The organism is Corynebacterium pseudokroppenstedtii, assembly GCF_019754945.1.
Lineage (GTDB): Bacteria > Actinomycetota > Actinomycetes > Mycobacteriales > Mycobacteriaceae > Corynebacterium > Corynebacterium pseudokroppenstedtii.
Window position 1 is genome coordinate 128,041 of record NZ_JAEUWU010000003.1, and the last position, 22,478, is coordinate 150,518.

Consider the following 22,478-nt stretch of genomic DNA (forward strand, 5'->3'; position numbering starts at 1 on the left):
CTCGTCGCCTATTTCTTGTCATCCTCGTGTTCCGTGGCAAGCTCGTCTGGATACTCCGGCCACCACATCGCGAGCCGAACCGCCTCAACAACATTATCGGGCTCATTTTGCGCAACACCTGACTCGACCGCTTCACGGATTACCGCTTCCGCAACCCGAGCCGACGATGCCCGCAGATTCTCGACCGGCGGCAGAATGGGCGCACCGAGCTGGGAAGCGTCCACCTGCTTGGCAACCGCCGAGGCCGCAGCCAGCAGCATTCCGTCGGTCACTCGGTCTGCTCGTGACACGATGACACCCAACCCGAGACCCGGATACAGCAACGCATTATTGCCCTGACCAAATTCGTAGGTGACGTCGTTGTACTCGAAATCGTCAACGGGGATCCCCGCCGCAACAAGAGCACGCCCATCCGACCACTTCACGACGTCGGCAGGCATCGCTTCAATACGCGAGGTCGGGTTAGACAACGGCAGCACGATGGGCCGGTCGCAGTGTTTCGCCATCTCCTGGATCACAGGTTCGGTAAACGCACCATGGTCAGTCGAGGTGCCGATGAGAATGGTGGGCTGGGCATGGCGGACCACATCGACCAACCCAATTTTCCCATCCTTGCTGTCCCAGTCTTTCACCTCCGACGCAGGTCGCGCATAAGTTTGCTGGTAATCCGGGAGGTTATCCATGTCATCGGTGACCAACCCGTTGACATCGATGAGCCAGATCCTCCGTGTCGCTTCTTCCTCGCTCAACCCGTCGCGAATCATTCCGGCGCGAATCTGGTCTGCCATACCTGTGCCCGCTGTTCCTGCACCATAAACGACGAGACGCTGGTCAGCGAACGTGGTGTTGTTTGCCTTCATCCCCGCCATGACCGCGGCGGTGACAATAGCCCCTGTGCCTTGCATGTCATCGTTAAAGATGCGGTAGCTGTCGGCATTGTCGCGAAGAATGCGGCGCGCATTTGACGGGCCGAAGTCCTCAAAGTGCAGGAGCGCGTTCGGGAACATATCGCTCGCGATGCGCAAGTACTCGGAAATGAGGTTGTCGTAGCGCTCGCCACGGACGCGCGCGTGGCGATTCCCCAGGTAGAAGGGGGAATTGAGAAGGTCTTCATTATCAGTGCCGACGTCGAGGTTGACCGCGATCACGCGCGAGGGGTCGACGCCCGCAGCGGCGGTGTAGATGGCCAGTTTTCCGATGGCGATATCGGTTCCGTTGACTCCCCAGTCGCCGATGCCCAGGATTTCCTCCGCATCTGAGCAGACGATGAGGTCGACGTCGTCGGGCCCAAGTCCTAGGGTTTCGAAGCTTTCGCGGATTTCGTCGACACGATCGATGGAGAGATATACAGCGTGTGAGCGGCGGTAGTCTTGTGACCAGTTTTCAATCGCGTCGCCGATGGTGGGGTCGTACACGATGGGGAGAAGCTCTTTGAGGTGGTCAACGAGGAGTTTGAAATAGACGGTCTCGTTACGGCCGTGCAGTTCGTCTAAGTAATGGTATTTGTTGAGATTGTTCTCAAAATGGCTTAATTGCTGGTAGCAGCGCTGTGCCTGAGATTCGAGGCTTTCCACTCCCGACGGTAGGCGGCCGGTGAGTCCAAGTTTCTTACGCTCTTCATATGTATATGCGGTTCCGCGGTTGATATGCGGATCGGTGATCGCATTGGGACGAATGGACAAGAGCTGTCTCCTCGCTAACAACTATTTGATGATTGGAAATATGGGTTGCCCAGGGATATTGATACGCCCAGGGGGATTGATAGAAGGACAGGTGAAAGTAGTTCGGTTTACGCCATGCCCTTTCGTTTCATCCTATCGACGTTTTGCTGAGAATTCCGCTGAGAATTTCCGGGGAAAAGCGTGTGAGAGGACAGCGTGTCTTGGGCCGTCGGACCTAAAGGGCGCAACCAACCTTTAAGAACAATTGCCGATAAGAATAGGGGGATCAATGTTCACCCCCAATTCTTACAGAGGCTACCGTCTCGGTGTTATGGTTAGGGCTGAGAGCACAAGGGAAACTTCACAGCAATCAGCCTAACCAGCCCAAACTGGGGGAATACGGCTGAAATGTGAAGGTAGGTAATTAGTCTCAAGAGGTCATCATTGTGGGTAAGCGAAAAAAGCGCACGTCACGCCAGCGTGCAGTCAGTGCTTACTCATACTCTTCAGCAGATGTGACTGTCCGACGCCCATGTGATGGCGACTCTGGGTGCGACGAGAAAAGGAAGCCGTGTCCATTTCGTGACGCGGAAGCGGCCTACGAGGCGCAGTATTACGCCCGATTGGAAGCACGTAAGAAGGGTGTGCTTTTCAATGAAACGCCGTCGGCTATGGGGGCTACTGCGTTACACAAAGAAGTAGCGAAGTGCCTGGAAAAAGGGCCAAAGAAGAAGTGCTGTCATTCGTCGCCACGGTGTATGCGGTGCCCGTATGTTTTTGCGCAGTTGCGTAAAGTCGACACCGCGGAGTTGGACGACGATAACCTCAAGCGGACGCTTCAGAAATTGAGGAATCGCAGGTAAAACCAGCCTGACCTAGCGTCCGTGAATCGTGTTCTGGGCATACTCCAACCCGTGGGTTGCCAGCAGCTCCACGGCGTCCGCAGCGGTAGAACACATCAGATCCACATCGACGGATTCCCGCGTCGAAAACTTTTTTAAGACAAAGTCCGCGGGAGACATACGCCCGGGTGGACGGCCAATTCCTAATCTCACCCGGAGATAATCCTTCGTCCCCAAGGCCTTGGTGATATCCCGCAGACCGTTATGGCCGCCTTCGCCACCACCCCGCTTAAGACAAACTGCCCCGAAATCGAGGTCGAGGTCGTCGTGGAGAACAATGACGTTCTGGGGAGGAATGTGGAAGAAACGAGCCAAAGCAGACGTCGGCCCACCCGAGAGGTTCATATATGACCGCGGACGGCCAAGAATAAGGGAAACAGATGAACCATTCGGGCCGGACAGCGACATCTGTGCTGAATCCGTGTTCGTTTTCTTGTGTCGCGACAAGGTCACGGGGGCGGGGAGTGCGCGGGACGCCACCTCGTCGAGGGCCATCTGGCCAATATTGTGGCGGGTGCCCTCGTACTGAGAGCCGGGATTGCCCAGCCCGATAATCAGGAATGGCTGTGAGCCGGAGCCCTGGCTCCTGCCCGGACTACGCCGCGGCGCACTCCCGCCGCGTGATTGAGACGTTGAAAACATACCCACGGAAAACGGCCTGAATTACTCCTCGGACTCGCCCTCTTCGGCCTCGCCCTCAGCCTCAGTGGCCTCGCCCTCGGTCTCTCCAGCCTCGGTGTCTTCCTCGTTGTCAGAGTCGGTGTCGGCAACCTCAGGAACGACCACGTTAACGATCAATGTCTCCGGATCAGAAATCAAGGTGGTGTTGGCCGGCATCTGGACGTCGCCGGCGGTGATCTGGGTACCAACTTCCAGACCCTCAACATCAATGGTGATTTCTTCCGGAATGGACAGAACGTCGGCTTCGACGTCGATAACGTCGACATCCTGCATGAGCATGGCGCCCGGAGCAACTTCGCCCTCGGTAACAACCGGAACCTCAACCTCAACCTTTTCGCCGCGGCGAATAGCCAGGAGGTCAGCGTGGTCGGCGTCGAGTGTGAGGACGTTCTGGTCGACGGCCTTCACCATGGTCAGGTGCTTTTCACCGTCAACGTTGAGGTCGACGATGGCGTTGGCACCGTGGTTACGCAGAACTGCGTGGAACTCGATGGAGTCCACCGAAATGTGGATGGGCTCGTCGAGTTCTTTGCCGTAAATCACGGCAGGGATGCGGCCTGCGCGACGCAGACGACGGGAAGCGCCTTTGCCGAACTCGTGACGAGGCAGAGCTTCAAGGTCGGTAATGTTTGTTGCCACAATAATCTCCAATCATCAGCGATGAACGCGCAGAAAGGATCGTGGTGTAGGAATATCTGCGCGTCTGTCGCCCCGGAGAGAGGATCACGCAGAAAAAGCGGAATGGTGTCGCAGTTGGAACCATTGCATACCAGTGGGCTGGCTTTGCCGAGCCGTGTGTATGCCGCTGTAGATTTTCATCGCGTCGATAACGGGGCCCTGTACTTGAGCGCGGTTCTTGTGCGTGCACGGTTACGGGCCGCCCTCGCCGAGACATACCGACCTAGGATAGCAAGATTGGCCGGAGGAACCAAACGTTCGTCCGGCCAAGAATCTCGCTCATCGGGTAGCGACAATGCGAGGCAAGTAGCGCCGACGCGAGTAAGCGCCGACGTGGGCGCTTACTCGAAGAGGTTGGTGACGGATCCGTTTTCGAAGATCTCGTGAATGGTCTTCGCCAGCAGCGGGGCAATCGACAGGACCGTGAGGTTGTCCCAGTGATCCGTGTTTTGCGGCAGCGTATCGGTGGTAATCACTTCGCGCGCGCCACATTCGGACAGCCGCTCGCGCGCGGGATCCGAGAACACACCGTGGGTGGTGGCGATAATGACGTCATTCGCCCCAGCCTCACGCAGCACCTTGACAGCGCCTGCAATGGTTCCACCAGTATCGATCATGTCGTCGAGCAGCACACAGGTCCGTCCGGACACGTCACCGACAACGCGGTTGGACGTAATCTTGTTCGCGACGTCAATATCGCGGGTCTTATGGACGAAGGCGAGAGGTGCGTTACCCAACTCCTGGGCCCACTTCTCGGCTACCTTCACACGACCGGCGTCGGGGGAGACAACAACGATGTTCGAGGTGTCGTAGTTGGACTTCACGTAATCCGTGAGGATCGGCATGGCGTGCATGTGATCAACTGGGCCGTCGAAGAATCCCTGGATCTGGTCTGTGTGGAGGTCAACAGACACGATGCGGTCGGCCCCGGCAGACTTCAAAAGGTCTGCAACCAGGCGAGCAGAAATCGGCTCGCGGCCACGGTGCTTCTTATCCTGGCGGGCATAGGGGTAGAAGGGGAGAATTGCTGTGATGCGCTTTGCAGATCCGCGCTTAAGCGCGTCGATCATGATGAGCTGTTCCATCAGCCACTTGTTTAGCGGCTGTGGGTGGGACTGCAAGACGAAAGCATCGCAACCGCGGACGGATTCCTCGAAGCGAACGAAGATCTCGCCATTGGCGAAGTCGCGGGCGGTGGTGGGGGTGAGCTCGATACCTAGTTCTTTGGCGACTTGCTCTCCCAGAGCGGGGTGGGCACGCCCAGAGAAGAGCATGAGGTTTTTCTGGTTTTCCGTCCAGTGTGAATTCACGGTATGCCTTTCTGTGTTGACCACGGTGATCACGTTTATCGGCAGTCAGAGTGGAAATCTGATCAACCCTGCAGGCGTGGGATAGTGGGACTCACCAACTATCCCCGGCACTAAGTGATACTACGTCCTATCGGTCCGCGAGTTGTCGGATGGTGCCGAATTGTTGGGGGCTTTACCTGTGCTTTCGGGGGTACCGGCTGCCTCAGCCGCGCGCGCTGCTGCAGTTCCCGGGCGTTTCTTAGCCACCCACCCTTCGATAACCCGCTGCCGAGCACCGGGCACAACCAGCGCACCAGCGGGAATGTCGTCGGTAATCACCGTTCCAGCCCCGGAATAGGCACCATCGCCTACGGTCACAGGCGCAACAAAGGTGGTATCAGATCCTGTCCTGACGTGGGACCCGACGGTCGTGTGGTGCTTATTGACACCGTCATAGTTTGCGAACACCGAGGAGCATCCGATATTCGAGTACTCGCCGATGGTGGCGTCGCCCACATACGTGAGGTGCGGAACCTTCGTACCACGGCCGATGGTGGCATTCTTGGTCTCGACGTAGGTCCCGATCTTTCCCTCGTCGCCCAAGTGAGTTCCGGGGCGCAGGTAGGAGAACGGCCCGACGTGGGCGCTGCTGCCAATGGTGGAATCGGAACCGTGCGAGCGAACAACCTGCGTTCCTGCACCAACGGTGACATTGGTGAGGGTGGTATCGGGCCCGATCTCTGCGTTGTCCTCAATGTGCGTTGTGCCGTGAAGCTGAGTCCCCGGATGAATGGTGACATCACGTCCGATCGTGACATCGACATCAATCCATGTGGATTCGGGATCGATGATGGTGGCCCCATTGCGCATGTGCTTTTCACAAATGTGCCGGTTGAGCACCCGCCCGGCGGCGGCAAGCTGGACGCGATCATTCACACCGGCCAATTCCGCGGGATCATGCGCCATGTGCCCGCGGGCGATGAGCCCCTCGTTCCTGGCAATGCCAAGCACGTCGGTCAAGTACATCTCGCCTTGAGCGTTGTTGGTGTCCAACTTGCCCAATGAGTTGCGCAAGACGTCAGCATCGAACGCGAACACGCCAGTGTTCACTTCTTTGATTCGGCGCTGGTCCTCGGTAGCGTCTTTTTCCTCGACGATGGCGGTCACTTCGCCATCGGCATTGCGGATGATGCGCCCATAGCCCGTCGGTGTCGGCGCCTCCACGGTGAGCACGGTCACGGCTGCTGCCGGGGCATGAGTGTGAGCGTTGACCAGCGAATCGAGCGTGCTCGACGACAAAAGAGGAACGTCGGCATTCGTGACGACGACCGTCCCCGTGAAACCAGCCAATTCATCGCTGTCCATGCCACACATGACGGCGTGGCCGGTGCCGTTCTGTTGCTCCTGATGAGCCAAGGCGACGCCAGACGTCGTCGAAGTTTCTTCTTGCCAGGCTTCAACAGCCTGCTCAACGAGCTCCTTCTGATGGCCGACGACCACGACGAGGTGGTCGGGGTTCAGCCCCTTCGCGGCATACAAAGAATGGGAGAGTAGTGAGCGCCCCCCAATCTGATGAAGCATTTTTGGGGTATCTGACTTCATTCGGGTGCCAGCCCCTGCGGCCAAAACAATGACTGCAACTGGGGTAGTACTCACGGACTCTCCCATCGTTTATGAGTATTCGGGTGATAGATCCGATCATATAGTTGTGGCTCTCCCGCCAGGACTCGAACCTAGAACGGCTGGACCAAAACCAGCTGTGTTGCCTATTACACCACGGGAGAAAGCACAGGAGGACAATGTCCGTCGCTGCGGCGCCTTACTCTACCCGACGAGCTGCCCAAAGTGCCATTTCCCCTGAACAACACACTGACGAGCCCATGTTCCCCTCCGCGCAGCCCCGCGCTCAGGTGCGATTTAATTGCGATTATTGTGCAGCCATCGTTCCAGGTCCGCGCTTCGACTCCTCGTGTTCTACATTTTTCCGGCACTACGACAACGTGGGTGTACGTTCCAGATATCCTGAAGATATGACACGTCAACGTATGTCGGCAGCAGAACGTCGCTCCCAATTGATCGCTATGAGTAGGCCTGTCTTTGCTGAAAAAGGCATTGAAGGTACCAGCGTCGAAGAGCTCGCTGCGCGCGCCGGCGTGTCCAAGCCCGTCATTTATGAACATTTTGGTGGGAAAGAGGGTCTCTACCAGGCAGTTATCGACGAAGATATGGTCGCCCTCGACCGCACTATCGACGAAGCACTCGTTCAGGGGCGGTCGCGTATCCGAATTGAACGGGCGGTCTACGCCGTCCTGGATTTCGCGGAGAAAAATGAGGAAGGTTTCCGGATCCTGGCTCGCGATGGAGCTGTTGTGGGGGCTGTCGGGAGATCGTCGCAGTCGAAGGCGGCATCGCATCATGGGAAGTCGGCGGAAGATCACTCGTCGGCTGAAGACGGTGTCCATTCCACTTTGCTCGGTCTTTCGGTGAATCGCGCCTCCCATATTCTTGCCGACGCTTTCAAGCGGAATGGTTTAGACGAGCGACTCGCGGAGCTCTATGCCCAGGGCATGATGGGGTGCGTCGCTATGGTGGCGCAGTGGTGGACCGTCAACTCGATGGGCGTCGGCAGTGACAAAGATGGAGCCGCAGAAAGCGGTAGCGATGGCGACGGCGATAACACACACGTGTTTCCCAAGGACGCAGTTGCTGCCCACATCGTGAACCTTATGTGGAATGGTCTTGCGGGAATGGAGAAGGACCCGATTCTCCATGAGGACGTTGAGGGAGAAGCCGGTCAGCAAGGTGTCAGGCTTGGTGCAGGTAAGGATGCTGACCCGGCTGAGGTGTACAGGCAACAGCAGCGGGACGCGGAGTAGTCCAGTTCGTCCATCTCAGAGGGGCAGGCTTCGGACGAGACCGACGACTAGTATCCGCGACACTCCGCCGCAAGGCTCCCCATTACAATCAGCCTCATGACGCACACCTCTGCCCAGACTCCCATGCCCTCATCCGATGCGTCCGCGTCCGACGCTGCTCGTGTGCCAGCACGCAAGCCCGAAGGGAAGGACGCGTCGGAAGGAATGGGATGGCCACCCTTGGCCGGGGTGGTGCAGTTGGCGCTGCAATCGCCGAAACTCCAAGGAGTCCTGGCCTCGGTAGGGGAGCCGCGGCTGCACATCTCAGCCATCGACGAGGCACGGTCGTGGGTGGCCAGGGCGATCGCCGAAAAATCCGTCGTCGTCATCGTGACCGCGACCAGCCGCGAAGCCCAGGATCTCACCGCAGAATTGCGCGACATGATGGGCGATGCCGTCGCCATGTTCCCCGCCTGGGAGACGCTCCCGCATGAGCGTTTGTCTCCCGGTTCGGAAACAGTGGGTGCGCGGCTCAAGGTGCTTCGCCGCCTCGCACACCCCCATGACATCCCCGGTGAGCAGCCAATTCGTGTTGTCGTCGCCCCGGCGCGGTCGTTCATCCAGCCCATCATGAAGGGCTTGGGGGAGCGCGAACCGATCATCCTCGCGGAGGACACCGATGTCACGGGGATCGCCACTCGTTTAGCCGAGATGGGCTATCAGCACGTGGATCTCGTCGGCAAGAGAGGGGAATTCGCCGTTCGCGGTGGTGTGGTGGATATTTTCCCCTCCACGGCCGAGCTCCCGGTGCGCGCCGAATTATGGGGTGATGAGATCTCCGATTTGCGCGCCTTTTCGGTGGGTGACCAGCGAACAATTGAGAATTTTGATCCCGGTGTTGTTCCCGTTTACCCGTGTCGTGAACTTCTTATTGACGACGCTGTCCGCGCCAGTGCTGAGAAAATGGCACGCACACACGCGTCGAATGCCACGCTGGCGGACGCGTTGACGAAGATCAGCGAAGGTGTCGCCGTTGAGGGGATGGAGTCTCTCATTCCTGTGCTTTTTGACGGCCCGATGGTGACGCTTCCTGAGGAAGCGGCCGCTGCGGACCCGTCAGCGACGACGACGGTGCTCGTGATGTCGCCGGAGAAAGTGCAGCGCCGGGCCGACGACTTGATTGCCACAGGTAAAGAGTTTGTCAAAGCCGGGTGGGAGGCCGCCGCGATGGGGGCGGAGTCGCCGATCGACACCGCCGCACTGGCGGAAGCCGAGGACGGCAATGATGATCTGAACGTTGACCAGAGCGCGTATCGCTCGCTGGGCGCCATGGAGAAGACAGCGGAACACCACGGCTTGTCCTGGTGGACGTGCGCTCCCCCGGGGTTCTTGGGCAGTGCGGAGGCATCGTCCACCCTCGAATTGGATTTCTCCACCGGGCCTCAGCCCAAGGGGAAACCGGGCGACGTGGAGAAAGCGATGGCGGAGCTTCACGACCACGTGGCGCACGGTGGCCGGCTCGTGTTTACGGCACTCACACCCGCCTCTGCGCAACGTATGAGCGGTCGTTTCCGTGAAGCCGGGATCGGCGTGACGCCCGACGCGGATCCCCAGAATCCGCCCGCGCCGGGTAAAGCAACGGTCATTCGGGCAGTGCTGCACGGAGGCTTAGTTATCCCGCATGTCGATGACGCCCAACCAGCGGACGACGCCCAGCCGACGGACAGTGACGAGGCCACATCCTCGGCTGCGTCCCGCCCCTTGCTTGTCGTCGCTGAAACCGATTTCACCGGCAACCGCATCGCTGCTTATGGCGATGGGCGTCGTCGGCCACGGCGGAAGCGCAACCGCGTCGACCCGCTCTCGCTCAACCCGGGCGATCTCGTCGTCCACGAGACTCATGGCATCGGCCGATTCGTGAAAATGCAGGAGCGCACCGTTGGCAAGGGTGCTGATGCGACCCATCGGGAATACATGGTTCTGGAATATGCCCCGTCGAAGCGAGGCGGTGCAGCCGACCACCTCTATGTCCCCATGGACAGTCTGGATTTGCTCTCGCGGTATGTCGGCGGTGAAAACCCGTCGCTATCGAAAATGGGCGGATCCGATTGGAAGAACACCAAGAAGAAAGCCCGCGCCGCAGTTCGCGATATAGCCGCCGACCTCGTGCAACTCTATGCCAAGCGTCAGGCCGCGCCGGGGTACGCGTTCTCGCCGGACACCCCGTGGCAGCGGGAGATGGAGGATAACTTCCCGTTCACGGAAACGGAAGACCAGTACAACGCCATTGAAGCGGTCAAAGAGGATATGGAGAAGCCCGTCCCCATGGACCGCGTGATCGTCGGCGACGTGGGATACGGCAAAACCGAGGTCGCCGTCCGTGCCGCATTCAAGGCGGTGCAGGATGGCAAACAAGTGGTCCTCCTTGTCCCCACGACGTTGCTGGCGCAGCAGCATTTCGCGACGTTCAGCGAGCGGATGGAAGGTTTCCCCATTACGATCCGCCAGCTGTCCCGCTTCACCACGCCGAAGCAGGCCCGCGAAGTCCTGACCGGGCTGGCTGAGGGGCAGGTCGACATCGTAATTGGTACTCACCGTCTGCTGCAGACTGGGGTGCAGTGGAAGAACTTGGGGCTCGTTATTGTCGACGAGGAGCAGCGTTTCGGTGTGGAGCACAAGGAGCACATCAAGGCGCTGCGGTCCCACGTTGACATGTTGACGATGTCCGCGACGCCTATTCCCCGCACGCTGGAGATGTCGATGGCGGGAATTCGCGATATGTCGACGATCCTCACCCCTCCGGAAGATCGCCACCCCGTGTTGACCTATGTGGGTGTGCAAGAGGATAAGCAAATCGCGGCGGCTATTCGTCGGGAATTGTTGCGCGATGGCCAGGTGTTTTATGTGCACAACCGTGTGCGTTCGATTGAGCAGGTCGCGCAGCATATTCGTGAGCTTGTTCCGGAAGCGCGCGTGGTCGTAGCGCACGGCCAGATGAATGAGGATCAGCTGGAGAACACCGTCGAAGGGTTCTGGGACCGCGAGTACGACGTGTTGGTCTGCACGACGATCGTCGAAACAGGATTGGATATTTCGAATGCCAACACGCTGATCGTCGAGAATGCTCACCACATGGGCTTGGCCCAGTTGCACCAGCTTCGTGGCCGCGTCGGCCGGTCGCGCGAACGCGGATACGCCTATTTCTTGTACCCTCCGTCGCAAACATTGACCGAAACGTCCTACGACCGTTTATCGACGATTGCGCAGAACAATGATCTTGGCGCCGGGATGGCCGTCGCCATGAAAGATCTTGAAATGCGCGGTGCCGGCAATGTTTTGGGCGCTGAGCAGTCGGGTCACATCGCTGGTGTCGGCTTTGACCTCTATGTCCGCCTTGTTGGTGAAGCCGTCGAGGCATTCAAGGCGATGGCCGACGGCAAGCCGATCGATGGAAGCGATAAGGAAAACAAGGAAACGCGCATTGATATCAACGTCGATGCACATATTCCCACGAGTTATATCGCCTCTGAACGGCTACGTTTGGCCGCGTACCGGGACCTTGCCCAAGCGAAGAATGAAGAGGCGTTGCAGAATGTCCGCGCGGAATTAGTGGACAGGTACGGCCAGCCGCCACAGGAAATTGACCGGCTGCTCGCCGTCGCCCGGTTACGCATGGTCTGCCGCGAATGTGGCGTGACCGATGTTGTGGCAACTGGCGCGAACAAGGCCGCTATTTCGTTTTCGCCGATTGAACTGCCCGATTCAGGGCGAGTGCGTTTGGGCCGGCTGTACCCCGGCGCGCAATACCGTGCCACAACCCATAATGTTGTGGTCCCAGCTCCCAAGAAAGGGCGGGGCATTCGGGCACAAGCCGTCAAAGATGAGGAATTGTTGCAGTGGTGTGCGGACGTGATGACGTCGCTGCTGGGTAAGCCGCGCCGGGAGGTTGCTTCTGGTGTGCAGCCGGACACTACTGGGGGCAAGAGTCACCAAAAGAATTCCACTAAAAGTAAGGTCCGTTAATATATAGCCATGTCTGTCATTGTCCTCGATCCCCGTTTTCCCGGCATGCTGCCCGTCGACGCTGTGTCTCTGGTGGGCAATGACGTGTGCTACACCGAAGAAGTCCCAGTCCGCATCCGTTGGGTGATTGCCGATCTAGGCGGCCATGTGGTGGATGATACCGACACTTTGATCACCACCGATCCCTATAACGAATGGGTGCGCGAGAGGCTCCACAGTGGTGATCAGCTGTTAGTAGCGCCCTCCTTGTATTTCCAACGACGGCCAGACCGCGCTCTGGCGTCGGGCTCGCAGAATAATGCGCTGAGCTCTGGTGCTTCAGGCGAGCTTGAGGGGATGGATGCGGAGAATCCGCCGAAGTATCCAGATTATGACTTCGCGTTGAAAGCAATTCCGCAGTTGACGGATGGTGCGGAGGCGTCGGAAGAAGCGTATGCAGAGGATTCGTCGGCTGGGGAGTCCAATTACCCCTCTGAGCAGCGCAATGGGGGAGTCCAGGATGGCGCAGGGAGTGCCGGCGCTGGCGTGATTCACGGGACCGCTGTCGTTGGTGATAGTGCCGATACCGAAAACGCTGACGACGAAAACACTGGTGGCGTCGACGAAACCACCGAATCGGGTGGCGCTTCCAGTCCGAGCCAGAGCGAGATCCCCGAGGCTGTTCTCAATGAGATCGAAGAGGCCATTGCGGTGATGTCGCGTGCGTTGCGCCAAGGGGAGTGGGAGCAGAGCCAAAGCCACCAGTCTCTGCTTGCCTATCTGCGTGAGGAAGTTGAGGAGTTAGCTCAGTCCATCGATACGTGGCAGGCCGGGGATCTGGCGTCGGAAAAGCGGCTGTGCGATGAGCTGTCGGATATTTTCTTGCAGGTTCTGTTCCATGCGGAGATAGCTAACCGACGCGGCGCTTTCGATATTGGGCACGTCGCGGCGTCGTTTGTTCATAAGATGTGGACGCGCGCTCCCTATCTGTTCGAGGAGACCGAGCGTCCAGTTGGCCTGGATGAGCAGAATCGTTTGTGGGAGGAAGGGAAACGACGTGAGCAGTCGGCTGCCAACGAATCGTGGTCGGCTCCGGCTTCTCACGGGGACCCCGGTTCGTCGTTGTAACGCCGTCATCTCACCGAATCGGAGTCTGTGTTCTGGGTTATGAAATCTGCACGTACCCTCATTGCTGTTTTCGCGGTGTTGGCGCTGGTCATCGTCGCTATTGGTTGGTTGGTATCCCACGTCCATACCGATAGTTCGTCGATGCGGAAGCCGATTCCGTCGGACGTTCCGCCGCCGAATGGAGTTGCGGCTCCGGCAGTCGATACGTCCAAACACACGCGCACGTCGGAAGAGTTTCGGACCTGGGCGGAGCCGATATCGAAGAAAACCGGCATTTCTGTTGAAGCCTTGAGCGCTTATGCGAATGCGAATGTGGTGGCCCGTCATTCGAAACCGGGGTGTCATCTGGATTGGACGACCCTCGCGGGTTTGGGATGGGTAGAAACTCGCCACGGCACCTATAACGGACATCATTTTGATTCGGTGTCGATTGATTCCAATGGCGATGTGAAGCCGCATATCCGTGGCGTTCAGCTGGACGGTTCTCCCGGGTTGGAGAACCTGCCCGATACCGACAATGGCGAACTGGACGGCGATAAAGAAAAGGACCGGGCGATGGGCCCCTTGCAGTTCATTCCGCAGTCGTGGGAGAAGTATGGGGTTGATGCCAATGCGGATGGGAAAGCGGATCCCGACAATATTGATGATGCTGCAGTCGCGGCAGTGAATCTTTTGTGCGATTTTGATCGTGACTTATCGACGGCGGACGGCTGGAAATCGGCTGTGCGCTCGTACAATAATTCGGCGCAGTATGTGGAGGATGTGCGGCGAGCTGCTGCCAATTATTCGCTCCAGCAGAAGCCGGCATAAGGCCTGGCGCTACGCAGATCGTGGTGGTCGCGCTACGTCGAATACATTGTTCGTGCGACCCTGAGAGCCGTTTACGGGCGTGTTCTTGGACACAGTCCAGCCCACCAAAATGTCCGTTTACGTTTATAAATATCCATTTATGCAGGATAATTGTTGTTTTGTGCCCGGTTTGTAGGGTAACCGTCATAATGGAGTGAGCTTCATCATGGATGCCATTATTTCGGGATCGTGCCACAATAGAAGGCGTAGGTCGCGCTGCGTCCTCGCCACCATGTGCTGTGCTAGTCACAGCGTTACCGGTGGCGTCAGTTGATTGCGCGGGGCCCTGATTAGATAGGTTGTAGTCGAATAAACAGGAGGCCATTGTGGCTCAGATTATCGATGTTCAAGCTCGCGAGATTCTAGACTCACGCGGCAACCCGACCGTTGAGGTTGAGGTTCTTCTTGACGACGCTTCGTTCGGCCGTGCAGGCGTTCCGTCCGGTGCTTCCACCGGTGTTCACGAGGCTCACGAACTCCGCGATGGTGGCGACCGCTACCTGGGCAAGGGCGTTCGTCAGGCCGTCGAGAACGTCAATGAAAAGATCGCTCCGGCAGTGACCGGTCTTGAAGCTGACGACCAGCGCCTCGTCGACAAGGTGATGTTGGATCTTGACGGGTCGGACAACAAGTCCAACCTGGGCGCGAACGCGATCCTCGGTGTCTCCTTGGCAACGGCGAAGGCCGCTGCCAGCTCCGCCAACCTTGAGCTGTTCCGCTACCTTGGCGGCCCAAACGCTCACGTACTCCCCGTACCGATGATGAACATCGTCAACGGTGGTGCCCACGCGGACTCCGGCGTCGATGTTCAGGAATTCATGATTGCTCCGATTGGTGCAGATTCCTTCCGTGAGGCTCTCCGCATGGGTGCGGAGGTTTACCACAACTTGAAGTCCGTCATTAAGTCCAAGGGCCTGTCCACGGGTCTTGGCGACGAGGGTGGCTTCGCTCCGTCGGTTGATTCCACCAAGGAAGCTCTGGACCTCATTGCTGAGGCTGTGAAGAAGGCCGGCTACAAGCTCGGCGAGGACATCGCTTTCGCTCTGGACGCTGCATCTTCTGAGTTCTACGACAAGGACAAGGGCGTCTACAACTTCGAGGGCGGCGAGCACAGCGCCGAGGACATGGTCAAGGTCTACGAGGAGCTCGTCGAGAACTACCCGATCGTGTCCATCGAGGACCCGCTGCAGGAAGACGACTGGGAGGGCTACACCAAGCTCACCGCTGAGATCGGCGACAAGGTCCAGATCGTCGGCGACGACTTCTTCGTCACCAACCCGGCACGCCTGAAGGAAGGCATCGAGAAGAAGGCTGCGAACGCCCTGCTGGTTAAGGTTAACCAGATCGGTTCCCTCTCTGAGACTGCCGACGCTGTGCAGCTGGCTCAGAACAACAACTACCGCTGCATGATGTCCCACCGTTCCGGTGAGACCGAGGACACGACCATCGCTGACCTCTCGGTTGCTTACAGCTGTGGCCAGATTAAGAGCGGTGCTCCGGCTCGCTCTGAGCGTGTTGCGAAGTACAACCAGTTGCTGCGTATCGAGGAATTCTTGGGCGACGCTGCCGTTTACGCTGGGCGCTCAGCTTTCCCGCGCTTTAACGGCTAAGATCACAGCCTATGGCACGTTCACCTGAATCAGGATCGCCGGCAGGATCGGATTCTCTCGCAGCAGGGGGAGAGCGCGATCACGTCGATAGCGCTACTGCTGCGTCAACGGCTGCCGACCATCGCATGAATGGCCAGCAGGCCGGCAAACCTGATGAGGGTGTCACTGTGTCCGATTTCGACGCTGGTGTTGAGTCGGATACCGCGTCGGAACGTAAGGGCACGTTGCCTAAGCCGATGCGCCAGTCGCGTCGGCGTCGTGCGCAACGCCGATTGCGGGAATTCCGCTTCGGCGGGAGCCGTAAACAGTGGGTGTTGACTGTTCCGAGTCAACAGTCCGCGGTGCGGCTGATTATTTTGGCCTGTCTTGTGGTGGCGATGACGATGACTATTGCCCCGCCACTGAAGTCATACTTTCAGCAACGTAGTGAGTTGCAACAACTTCATATTGATATAGCTCACCAGGAAGAAGAGAAGGCTGAGCTGCAAAAACAGCTGGATTTGTATAACGACGACGATTTCGTCAAAGAGCAGGCTCGGCTGCGACTAGGCATGGTCGAGCGGGGGGAGACCTCCTGGCGGATTATTGATCCTTCGATTACGACGGGCACCCCGGAGGAATCGGATTCGAAGAAAGACGAACAGCAGGATCCCTGGTACACGCAGTTGTGGAGCTCGGTCCGCGAAAAGCCGTCGGATAAAGAGCAGCACGAGGATGAAGCACCATCATTGGGCGTGCCGACGGTGAATGATCCGGATCCGAACCGTCAAGCGCCGGCACCGGCGAACGGGAATCAGGTTCAGCCCGGCAATTAGGTCCGGCCGAGGAATTCGTTTCGGCCTGGGGATTAGGTCCGGCCTGGGGGAGAATTAAAATAAGTGGACATGACGAGTTTCTCCGGAGTGTCCGACGAAGATATGGCCATCATGACCGACCAACTAGGGCGGCGTCCGCGCGGTGCCCTCGAGGTGGCGTATCACACTCCAGATGGTCAGCCGGCTGTGGTGACGACGGCCCCCCGGCTCGACGATGGTACCCCTTTTCCGACCCTGTATTACCTGACCGACCCGCGTCTGACGGCAGAGGCGTCGCGACTCGAAGTCGCCGGAGTCATGAAATGGATGACTGAACGGCTGGAAACCGATGAAGCGCTGGCTGCCGATTACCAGGCCGCGCACGAACACTACCTGAGTGTCCGCAACAGCATTGAGGATTTGGGAACCTCTTTTTCCGGCGGCGGTATGCCCGATCGGGTGAAGTGCCTACACGTTCTCATGGCTTACGCTCTAGCGGAGGGGCCGGATACCGTTCGCCTGGGAACTGAGACCGTCGCTTTGGCGCTGGCCCACAACCCTGAGCTGCGCGGAACTGTTCTTCCGGATCAATGGCCGACGGTTGAGGAACTGGGGATTAGCCTGGCCACGGCTACCGATTCGACTCTCGAGGCTCATTCTGCGGAATCGAACAACGCTCTGAACGAGGCCCCCAGCACGCTCTCTTTGGCCGCCGTGGATTGTGGTACCAATTCCATCCGCCTTCTCATTACCGACGTCGATGCACGGTCTGGGAATGCTGTGCGCGAGGTTACCCGGAAGAATACGATTGTTCGTCTTGGTGAGGGCGTTGATAGTTCTGGGCAGTTGTCACCAGCTGCGATCGAGCGGACGCGGGTTGCGCTGCACGGATACGTTGACATGATGCTTGATCATGGTGTGAGCGCCGTCCGTATGGTCGCGACGTCGGCAACGCGGGATGCGTCGAACCGGGATGATTTCTTCGCTATGACGAAGGCCGAGCTCGGTCGCGTTGTGCCTGGGGCGGTTGCGGAAGTCATCGAGGGGACGGAAGAAGCGCGACTGTCTTATCTCGGCGCGACAATGGATGTGGAGGCCGAGGGGCCCGTCGTTGTTATTGACGTCGGTGGTGGTTCAACTGAGTTCGTCGTGGGGGACAAGGCCGGGGACGTTGTGGGGGCCGTGTCGACCCAGATGGGCAGCGTCCGGTTGTCGGAGCGTTTCTTGCACACGGATCCTCCGACGGAGGCGGAGTGCGCGGCAGCGCGGGAGGTCGTCGATAAGAACCTGCGTGAGGCTGCGGAAAAGTTGCCTCTTGCTGAGGTCGCGACAGTTGTTGGTTGTGCGGGTACCTTTACAACGGTCTCGGCAGTGGTTCAGGACTTGCCTGAATACTTGCCAGAAAAGATTCACCTTTCGACGCTTGACGCGGACGATATTCTCGCGACGACGGCGAAGGTTCGTGTGGAAACCGTGGAGCAGAGGAAGGCCCGACCTCAGATTTTGCCTGGTCGTGCCGATGTTATCGGTGGGGGAACGCTAATTATTGACGCGATCGTGGAGTTCTTCCGCGCTAAGGCTGGCATCGAACAGATCACCGTGAGTGAGAAGGATATTTTGGACGGGATTATTGCAGGATTAGCCAGGCAACGAGCGTCTTTTGAGGCGTGACCACGGGATTCTGTGTCTGTGGGGTAACGCGGTAAGATGAGGCTCGCTGTTGTGCTCACCGGCGTGGTTCGGTGTGCTGTCAATGGCAGTGCCCCTATAGCCCAATTGGCAGAGGCAGTGGACTTAAAATCCATTCAGTGTGGGTTCGAGTCCCACTGGGGGCACACCACCCTCTTTGCTGTATACGCAGTTCAGAGGGTGGTTTTTGTTTGTCGAATCACGCTTTTTGGTCGACGTGACTACATTTTGACTACATCTGAAATAGGTCGGCCATAGCCTGACCAGGGGGAAGGTCAGTAGGCGTGTCTCGGGTTCCATTAGGTCAGAAGAATGCCTCAATCTAGTTAAGCGCAAGAACTAGACATATAATCCTCATCCCACTGTCGTCGCTCCGTAACCTCGGATAGTCTGGGACCCGACCGTTTAGGTTAGCTATGGTCGAGTGATTTGGGTGTCTTAGGAAAAGGGGCTTAATTATTTTCGGATTTTATTTAGCCGCCGTGGCCGCCGCTAATGACGACTGGGGATCAGCGGTGCTGTTAATCGGGGTGGTAGCGCTCATTGCGATCCCGCTCGTGATTTTTGTTGGCGCTCTGGTTTCAATCGTGTCATCGAGCCGCTATACCGTTTTCGGAAAAATAATCTGGATTGTTGTTACATTCTGCTTCCCCATCCTGGGACCGATTGTGTGGTTCATATGGGGACGGAACGTGGAATCGATCGTGAAGAATTAGCACCTCGGTACGAGTGCTATTCCGCCCGTTTTCTATGTTGATTCCGGATAAAGGACATGGTCTGGGGCTCGGGACCCGGTTGCTTGTAATGGGCAAGGTGGTTGAACGCGTGGATTCGAATCCCATTGGGGGCACAAAACCCTCTTTACTGTTTGCGTAGTTCAGAAGAGGACGGGGGCGCAACCGTCGTGACTACATTGTGACGGCATCTGAAATAGGAAAATGATGGTCAGGCCCGCCGAGGTGAGATCATCCTAGAATTGATTAGCGCGTATCCGTTGCCCAATTATCACCCTGGTATTCGGCGGGTAAACCCACACCCGTCATTGAGAGCGCCATCGACCGGGTGGGATTAAACCGTATTAAATGAGCCTATTTATCGGCGTCTTTTATGTCTTGGCTGGATACGTTGCATGACGCTGTGGCAGCGGCACCGGTTGCTGTATTCGTGGCAAGTTGTTTGCCTTTCACTGAGATAGTGCACGTGATGGTTCCATCGCTTTGAGCGCCATTCGTCGCGGTGAGTGTGGCGCCGAAATAGCCTTTGACATTGACGTCTTTACTCCATCCAGCAGCAATGCCGGTGTCTTGGGCTTGTTCTGTGTCACTGGTGCTGTAGGTGGCGATGGCGTCAGTTGCATCTCCGGTGATGGAGTACGTGATGGCGTGTTCGGTGTCTGCGTCGTCTTGTACTTGTTTAGTAGCGAAGCTGATTGCCAGGATGATGATGACAATAATTGCGAGGATTGCCAGTGAAACCATGCATCCGATCCGCTTGTACCAGGGTTTCTTGGGTTCTTTGACATAGACGACTCGGGGGTTTTGGTTGTTCTCGTTGGAATTGGGAGCGGTCATTGGGATGGTCCTTTCTGAGGATTTTTAGAAGTTATTGGCACTGTTCGGCGTCGGGAATTCGCTCGCACAATGGCGGAAGCGTTTGATTGGGTCCGTAACCGTCGCCGCTATCGGGGTTAGAGGTTGGAGTCGATGGGGTTTCCATTCTTTGTTGGGTTACCTGGTATTGATTTGATCGAGATGTCATTTGGGTGGCACAGTGCTGCGTCAACCCTGAGGTCCCGTCGGTGAAAAATGTGGTTCCGGTTTCGTGTAGTTGGGGATTTCCGCAGCTGCTAATTGTCTTGTTGAGAAGATGTGGGTGATCAAACCCTGGTGCCCCGGTGTAGCCAATGACGCCATCAGATTGAGGTTGAGTTTGTGCGACGGCAGGTTGCTCTGTTGGTTCAGCCGACGGATTAGCAGCAGTAGTTTCGGGTTGTGTTGGTTGGGATGGTGCGCTGCTGGACGAGGAGGATGTCGTGCTGGTTAATATCGCTGTCGCTACGGAAGATGACTTTGTGCCGTTTCCGGCGTTGTCGGTACAAGCCGAAAGCGGTAGCACTGTGAGCAGCAAGGCGAGGGCGATGCCTTGACGTTGTTTGTGCATGATTAGGTGTTCCTTTTTGCGTTGTCCACACCTGAATTAGGTTGATAAACTCACCGAGTTCTTCAGCTATATGCCAGGGGTTGGGGGCAGTGGATCAGCCTGGCAACTCTATATTCGCCCGGGAAAGTCACGGCGTTAGCTGGGAAAATGTCAGCTTTACGTCTTTTCCGTCGTATCAGCGCTTCACTTGTACTGTTTTAGATGTGAATGCGCAGGCTAGCTCGTGTTCGAGGCGACAGTACTGGGGTATAGGGAATATTTCGGCCGCCGAATGGGGGTATGGCTGTCCGGCAATTCTTCCCCCCGTTCATGGCCCGGCGTGTCTTGCGGTGGCTAATAGGCCGTTGGCAAACGAACTCGGGCTCATATTTTCGGACGGTAATGCAAGGTGGCGCGTATCGATTTTCGGCGGGGCTGAAGCTACCTTCGGACCGGCAATGTTGAATCGCGACGAACCCCGCTCCTAACAGAAATCGCCAGTCACAAAGGCTGAGTATTGGCAAAAAGAGTTGATACATCATTCCCTGGGTGATGGGTGTATTAAAGATGGATACCCGCTAACCAAATGGATCGTAGTTGGAATGCTGTTTATCCCTGTCTCCAGAAGTGTGTACCTTTCTAACGCCACAAAAACGAAGATAAGAAAACGTCTTCAAAAATAAAAAACCGCCCACATCGGGGCGGTATGGAATCGGTCTTATTTGGCCGGGACCTAGATATTACTTGGCTGCGCTGTTCTCAGCGGGCAGGCAGCCTGTTAGACCACCGGTGATGCCTCCACCGAGGCCACCGATCACTGCTCCAACAATGTTGCCGACGCCGGGGCCGAAGATGGTGCCAGCAGTAGCGCCGGTCAAGATGCCGGTAAGCGCTCCACCGAGTGTGCTGAGCGTGCACTTGGCAACGTAAGCCTTGTGCTCAGCGCTATCCTTGTCAGAGCCATCCGTCGCGGATTCCTTTTGCTGATCCGTGGCGGAGGCTGCGGATTCATCCTGGGCCGTTGCAGTTGCGGCGGGGGTTGAGGGAGCTTCTGCCGCCTGTGCAGCCGGGGCTCCGACGGTGAGTGCACCTGCGAGCGCCAGACTTCCGAGGATAGCTTTTGTATTCTTCATTACGGTGTCCTTTCAGAGAGATGGGCACGCCACCGCACGTTTTCCCGGCTGATACAGGTTCAACGATTTCGATGGCGACATGTATATCATATATTAACCCCATGTCGGACACCACCCCCTGAGCGATAATTTATACCGGCTGATTCACGTTTTTACAGACGTTTTACCGGTCAGTTCTCCCGGATGGTGTTATCGCCAGGGAACCCACTTGGGGTTCGTGCTGTCTGAGCACCGCAGTGGCTTTCCTTGCTCTGTTTGTCCGGTGGCACCGCGATCAAGTTCCGGACCACACGGTGAGTTTTCCACGACCGGGTGCTTTACGGTGAAGTTTTCCCACGGTTGCAACTGGTAAGTCTCGCTGGGCTGTGTTTCTTCTTTGCTAGGCTGCTGGTTTTGCGCCTCAGTTTGCTGGTTGCCACCGTCGTTATTAGGCGCCGGGACTGGTGCAGTAGGTGGGGCGGGATTGTCTTTTGGCTTGTTGTCGGCCGGTTTGTTGTTGTTCGGCTTGTTATCTGCCTGCTTCTTGTTCTCTTTGTCCTTATCCTTATCCCCGTCTTTATTGTCCTTCTTGTCTTTGTTGTCGTCTTTGCGATCGTTCTCTTTGGCAGCCTTGTCTTTATCGTCGGGATTGTCCGTGCTCTTCGGCTCTTCAGAGGAGGGAGACTCAGAGGATGGTGACGGAGAAGGTGAGGACGACGACGGTGACGTCGTCACTGACGACGTCACGAGCGATGTTGATGTTGACGACGATGAGTTGTCGTGAGAGCAGCCAGTCAGAGCTAGCGTCGTGGCAACGACAGCGGAACTGAGTGCGACGGTGGAGCGGGAAAAGCGCATAGTGTTTTCGTTTCCTTAAATTGTTGGTGTGGTTTCGTAATTGTCGTCGGATGTATTGTAAATGCCACCGTTTGTTATCGCTTGCTGTGTAAGCGGATGTGCGACGGCTAAAGCACTGTACGATACATCGTTTTCTCGCTGTGATCCGTTATGGGTGTCACATCGATTTCTTCGTTTAAGCGGGTCGAGACTTCCTGTCATGTGGAGGGGGCGGGAACAAACCTTCTACTT

Annotated in this window: 17 protein-coding genes, 2 tRNA genes and 1 pseudogene; 11 read left to right on the forward strand and 9 right to left on the reverse strand. The window is 57.3% G+C overall.

Features of this window, described 5'->3' with window-relative positions; genetic code table 11:
- Positions 1-8 precede the first annotated feature (8 nt).
- Positions 9-1,682 carry an NAD-dependent malic enzyme gene (locus tag JMN36_RS05785; protein ID WP_204088196.1) on the reverse strand — a complete coding sequence of 558 codons (1,674 nt, stop codon included), beginning with the start codon at positions 1,680-1,682 and terminating at the stop codon, positions 9-11.
- A gap of 425 nt (positions 1,683-2,107) precedes the next feature.
- Between JMN36_RS05785 and JMN36_RS10725 the strand changes: the two genes are divergently transcribed.
- Positions 2,108-2,524: a hypothetical protein gene (locus JMN36_RS10725; protein WP_236883006.1), complete on the forward strand. Its 417-nt coding sequence runs from the start codon at positions 2,108-2,110 to the stop codon at positions 2,522-2,524.
- Between the two features lie 12 nt (positions 2,525-2,536).
- On the opposite strand, the gene pth is transcribed toward JMN36_RS10725, so the two are convergent.
- The 5 genes from pth to JMN36_RS05815 all read right to left on the reverse strand — a co-directional run bounded on the left by pth (position 2,537) and on the right by JMN36_RS05815 (position 6,995).
- The gene (gene pth, locus JMN36_RS05795) at positions 2,537-3,205 is read right to left on the reverse strand and encodes an aminoacyl-tRNA hydrolase (protein WP_221924008.1); all 669 of its coding nucleotides are present in this window, start codon (positions 3,203-3,205) and stop codon (positions 2,537-2,539) included.
- A gap of 21 nt (positions 3,206-3,226) precedes the next feature.
- Positions 3,227-3,883 (reverse strand): 50S ribosomal protein L25/general stress protein Ctc, encoded by a 657-nt coding sequence (locus JMN36_RS05800; protein WP_204088198.1) that lies wholly within the window; start codon positions 3,881-3,883, stop codon positions 3,227-3,229.
- 380 nt (positions 3,884-4,263) lie between these two features.
- Entirely contained in the window at positions 4,264-5,232 is a 969-nt protein-coding gene (locus JMN36_RS05805; RefSeq protein WP_082089932.1) for a ribose-phosphate diphosphokinase, read from the reverse strand.
- A 120-nt stretch (positions 5,233-5,352) separates the two neighbouring features.
- On the reverse strand, positions 5,353-6,879 hold the full coding sequence (gene glmU / locus JMN36_RS05810; RefSeq protein ID WP_204088200.1) for a bifunctional UDP-N-acetylglucosamine diphosphorylase/glucosamine-1-phosphate N-acetyltransferase GlmU: 1,527 nt from the start codon (positions 6,877-6,879) through the stop codon (positions 5,353-5,355).
- Between the two features lie 41 nt (positions 6,880-6,920).
- Positions 6,921-6,995: transfer RNA gene (locus tag JMN36_RS05815), tRNA-Gln, on the reverse strand.
- Positions 6,996-7,241: 246 nt separating this feature from the next.
- On the opposite strand from JMN36_RS05815, the gene JMN36_RS05820 reads away from it, so the two are divergent.
- The 10 genes and pseudogenes from JMN36_RS05820 to JMN36_RS05860 all read left to right on the forward strand — a co-directional run bounded on the left by JMN36_RS05820 (position 7,242) and on the right by JMN36_RS05860 (position 18,854).
- The gene (locus tag JMN36_RS05820; protein WP_204088201.1) at positions 7,242-8,087 is read left to right on the forward strand and encodes a TetR/AcrR family transcriptional regulator; all 846 of its coding nucleotides are present in this window, start codon (positions 7,242-7,244) and stop codon (positions 8,085-8,087) included.
- Positions 8,088-8,183: 96 nt separating this feature from the next.
- Positions 8,184-12,089: a transcription-repair coupling factor gene (gene mfd, locus JMN36_RS05825; RefSeq protein ID WP_412728564.1), complete on the forward strand. Its 3,906-nt coding sequence runs from the start codon at positions 8,184-8,186 to the stop codon at positions 12,087-12,089.
- Positions 12,090-12,098: 9 nt separating this feature from the next.
- Positions 12,099-13,196, forward strand: coding sequence for a MazG nucleotide pyrophosphohydrolase domain-containing protein (locus JMN36_RS05830; protein WP_236881622.1), 1,098 nt, complete (start codon positions 12,099-12,101; stop codon positions 13,194-13,196).
- Positions 13,197-13,235: 39 nt separating this feature from the next.
- Complete coding sequence (locus JMN36_RS05835) at positions 13,236-14,006, forward strand: lytic transglycosylase domain-containing protein (protein WP_221924009.1); 771 nt, start codon at positions 13,236-13,238, stop codon at positions 14,004-14,006.
- Positions 14,007-14,371: 365 nt separating this feature from the next.
- Positions 14,372-15,655 (forward strand): phosphopyruvate hydratase, encoded by a 1,284-nt coding sequence (gene eno, locus JMN36_RS05840; protein ID WP_012731209.1) that lies wholly within the window; start codon positions 14,372-14,374, stop codon positions 15,653-15,655.
- An 11-nt stretch (positions 15,656-15,666) separates the two neighbouring features.
- Positions 15,667-16,470: an FtsB family cell division protein gene (locus JMN36_RS05845; RefSeq protein WP_221924010.1), complete on the forward strand. Its 804-nt coding sequence runs from the start codon at positions 15,667-15,669 to the stop codon at positions 16,468-16,470.
- A 111-nt stretch (positions 16,471-16,581) separates the two neighbouring features.
- A pseudogene (locus JMN36_RS10730) lies at positions 16,582-16,944 on the forward strand (DUF501 domain-containing protein); the annotation flags it as partial.
- Positions 16,945-17,154: 210 nt separating this feature from the next.
- On the forward strand, positions 17,155-18,120 hold the full coding sequence (locus tag JMN36_RS10735; RefSeq protein WP_236881659.1) for a Ppx/GppA phosphatase family protein: 966 nt from the start codon (positions 17,155-17,157) through the stop codon (positions 18,118-18,120).
- Positions 18,121-18,210: 90 nt separating this feature from the next.
- Positions 18,211-18,284 (forward strand) — tRNA-Leu (locus JMN36_RS05855).
- A 411-nt stretch (positions 18,285-18,695) separates the two neighbouring features.
- Complete coding sequence (locus JMN36_RS05860; RefSeq protein ID WP_301731837.1) at positions 18,696-18,854, forward strand: PLDc N-terminal domain-containing protein; 159 nt, start codon at positions 18,696-18,698, stop codon at positions 18,852-18,854.
- 372 nt (positions 18,855-19,226) lie between these two features.
- Here the strand turns inward: JMN36_RS05860 and JMN36_RS05865 are convergent, their stop codons facing one another.
- The 3 genes from JMN36_RS05865 to JMN36_RS05875 all read right to left on the reverse strand — a co-directional run bounded on the left by JMN36_RS05865 (position 19,227) and on the right by JMN36_RS05875 (position 22,247).
- Entirely contained in the window at positions 19,227-19,709 is a 483-nt protein-coding gene (locus JMN36_RS05865; RefSeq protein WP_221924012.1) for a hypothetical protein, read from the reverse strand.
- 1,308 nt (positions 19,710-21,017) lie between these two features.
- The gene (locus JMN36_RS05870; RefSeq protein ID WP_052722353.1) at positions 21,018-21,410 is read right to left on the reverse strand and encodes a hypothetical protein; all 393 of its coding nucleotides are present in this window, start codon (positions 21,408-21,410) and stop codon (positions 21,018-21,020) included.
- A gap of 189 nt (positions 21,411-21,599) precedes the next feature.
- The gene (locus tag JMN36_RS05875) at positions 21,600-22,247 is read right to left on the reverse strand and encodes a hypothetical protein (RefSeq protein WP_221924013.1); all 648 of its coding nucleotides are present in this window, start codon (positions 22,245-22,247) and stop codon (positions 21,600-21,602) included.
- Positions 22,248-22,478: the final 231 nt, after the last annotated feature.

Bases quoted from the DNA above. Each gene is read 5' to 3' on its own strand.
- mfd (WP_412728564.1), top strand. From the start codon at position 8,184: ATGACGCACACCTCTGCCCAGACTCCCATGCCCTCATCCGATGCGTCC.
- JMN36_RS05830 (WP_236881622.1), top strand. From the start codon at position 12,099: ATGTCTGTCATTGTCCTCGATCCCCGTTTTCCCGGCATGCTGCCCGTC.
- JMN36_RS05875 (WP_221924013.1), bottom strand. From the start codon at position 22,247: ATGCGCTTTTCCCGCTCCACCGTCGCACTCAGTTCCGCTGTCGTTGCC.
- JMN36_RS05820 (WP_204088201.1), top strand. From the start codon at position 7,242: ATGACACGTCAACGTATGTCGGCAGCAGAACGTCGCTCCCAATTGATC.
- JMN36_RS05835 (WP_221924009.1), top strand. From the start codon at position 13,236: ATGAAATCTGCACGTACCCTCATTGCTGTTTTCGCGGTGTTGGCGCTG.
- JMN36_RS05845 (WP_221924010.1), top strand. From the start codon at position 15,667: ATGGCACGTTCACCTGAATCAGGATCGCCGGCAGGATCGGATTCTCTC.
- glmU (WP_204088200.1), bottom strand. From the start codon at position 6,879: ATGGGAGAGTCCGTGAGTACTACCCCAGTTGCAGTCATTGTTTTGGCC.
- JMN36_RS05870 (WP_052722353.1), bottom strand. From the start codon at position 21,410: ATGAAGAATACAAAAGCTATCCTCGGAAGTCTGGCGCTCGCAGGTGCA.
- pth (WP_221924008.1), bottom strand. From the start codon at position 3,205: ATGTTTTCAACGTCTCAATCACGCGGCGGGAGTGCGCCGCGGCGTAGT.
- JMN36_RS05865 (WP_221924012.1), bottom strand. From the start codon at position 19,709: ATGACCGCTCCCAATTCCAACGAGAACAACCAAAACCCCCGAGTCGTC.